The sequence below is a fragment of the Methanobrevibacter sp. genome (assembly GCF_045577275.1).
Lineage (GTDB): Archaea > Methanobacteriota > Methanobacteria > Methanobacteriales > Methanobacteriaceae > Methanobrevibacter.
Genome location: NZ_JAZNIB010000220.1, coordinates 1 through 2256 on the forward strand (window position 1 = coordinate 1; position 2256 = coordinate 2256).

Annotated in this window: 2 protein-coding genes; both read right to left on the reverse strand. The window is 33.3% G+C overall.

Annotation, left to right across the window (positions count from 1 at the left end):
* Positions 1 to 1017 (reverse strand): MATE family efflux transporter (locus ACKI67_RS06345; RefSeq protein WP_407462600.1); only part of this gene is annotated, 1017 nt, incomplete at its 3' end.
* Between the two features lie 60 nt (positions 1018 to 1077).
* A complete protein-coding gene (locus ACKI67_RS06350; protein ID WP_407462601.1) occupies positions 1078 to 2112 on the reverse strand; it encodes a TIGR01177 family methyltransferase in 1035 nt (344 codons plus the stop codon).
* Positions 2113 to 2256 lie beyond the last annotated feature (144 nt).

The window sequence follows — 2256 nt, forward strand, 5'->3', positions numbered from 1 at the left end:
GGCAAATATGAAGAATATTGCGCAAATGAGTGCTGTGATTGTTAAACTAAGCAAAGTGGAATAATTCAAGGTTATTCTAAAATTCTGAATGTTTCTAGCACCATATGCCACTCCAGAAACTGTAATTGTAGAGATTCCAATACCCATACATGGAAGAAATGCAATTGATACAAATCTCCATACAACCGTGAAGATAGCAACTTCCATAGTTCCTGCAGTCATCATAATCAGAAAATTAAAGCAAATTCCCACTATTGAATATATCACCTCTTCACAGCTTGCAGGCAGTCCAACCCATAGAATATCCTTATAGATCTCCAATTTCCTATGGTAATTCTTAAAACTTAATTTTAAGAAGGTATCCCTCTTAATAAAATACCAATATAACATCACAAAAAGGTTTGCAAGTGAGGACAATACTGTAGCAAGAGCAGCTCCCTTAATGCCCCAATTAAAATAGTAAATGAAGATAGGGTCAATTATCAGATTTATCACTGCATTTAAAACCAAAGGCCATGCTGCCCTTTTGATATCTCCTTCTGCCCTAAAAAGACTTGAAACAATAGCTGGAAAAAGAATGATACTGCTTGATAGGAATATTATGATTCCATAATCCATTGCATAATCAAGTACAGAACCTGCACCAAATAGAATGAGCATATCCTTTAAAAAGAAGAATCCCACAATCATGAGAATAATTGAAATGATTATTCCAAGTATTATACTATGCATTGCAACATTATTCGAATCATCGTATCTCTCTGCACCTATATACCTTGATATCAATGAATTGGCACCAGCTCCAATACCAACTCCAAAACCCATAATAACAAGGAACAATGGAGACATGAATCCTAATGCTGCAAGAGGGTCAGCTCCAAGACCAGCAACCCACATGCTATCAATAAGGTTATTTGCATACATTAAAAGCATAGATAAAATAGTAGGATAAGCCAATCTCCTAATGGCTTTCTTTGGATCTCCAATTATCGCTTCAATGTTTTCATTCAATTGCATAATAAACACTTTTGATAGTATAATTTTAAAATAGTTTACGCCATATGAATTAGATATGATTTAATGAATTTTAGCTATCACAGAAATGATACGAGTCAAGCTTCTATGCATTTTAATCTCATACCTTTCCAATAATATGAAACCTACATCATTAAGTAGTGAATCTATGTCCAGTGTATGTGGACTAGCCATCACTAAAAGTGCATCTTTCTTCATACTGTGTTCAATTGATTGCAAGAATTCAGAGAAAATTCCAGAAGCACCTTCACCACAAGTTGTTGTAGAAATGCCGTAAGGCGGATCTGTAACCACAGCATCAACCTCTTCATACATCTCAAGTTCACGGACATCAACAACATGGGTCTTATAGTCTGTAACTCCAACATAATCCAGATTGGTTGCCGTACCCTTTTTCATTCTCCAATCGATATCACAGCCAACTACGGAACATCCAATGAGCCCCGCTTCAATAAGTATTCCACCAGTACCACAGAAAGGATCCAATACTAAATCTCCTTCTTTTACACGAGCTAAATTAACCATACAACGAGCTAATTTAGGACTCATGCAACCTGGATGGAAAAATGGTCTTTTATGAGGTTTCATCTCTTCAAAATACTTCTTATTGAGTTGATATTTTCCGAAACATAAATAAACATGACTTTGATGAGCAACAACTCTTATGAATGATTTAGGGTCTGATAAATTAACTGAAATGTCTTCAGTGTTTGATAGGATCAAATGGCCAACTCTTCTTTCAGTTGCTACTGTATCTATTTCTGTGTTGAAGCGTTTTACCCTTACAGCAAAGTTCTCATCAATAAATTGAGACCAATCGATTGATTCAACAACAACATCCAAATCAGCATAACTGCATTCTTCAATCACTTGGTGAACTTCATGAGTATAACCTAACCTTCTAACAAATATCCTATAATAATCATCAAAAACATCTTCATCAAGATTTCTTAGAATAACTAATCCTGGACAAACTATTTCAATTTCAGTTTCTATTTCTTCTATCTCCAAAACTGCTCTTAGTTCAGCCAATGGTAGTTTATCATGTTCCTGTGATAAGATTAATAATAAATCCATTTAATATCTCCATTAAAGATTTAATAATTTTAAATAATTTTAAATAATTGTAATTTAGTTATTTTAATAAATAATTTAATTTAGTGATTTTAACAAATAATTATAATTCAAGTAAGTCTAAGTTAAAAAATTTTAATTAGAGTA

Bases quoted from the DNA above. Each gene is read 5' to 3' on its own strand.
- ACKI67_RS06350 (WP_407462601.1), bottom strand. From the start codon at position 2,112: ATGGATTTATTATTAATCTTATCACAGGAACATGATAAACTACCATTG.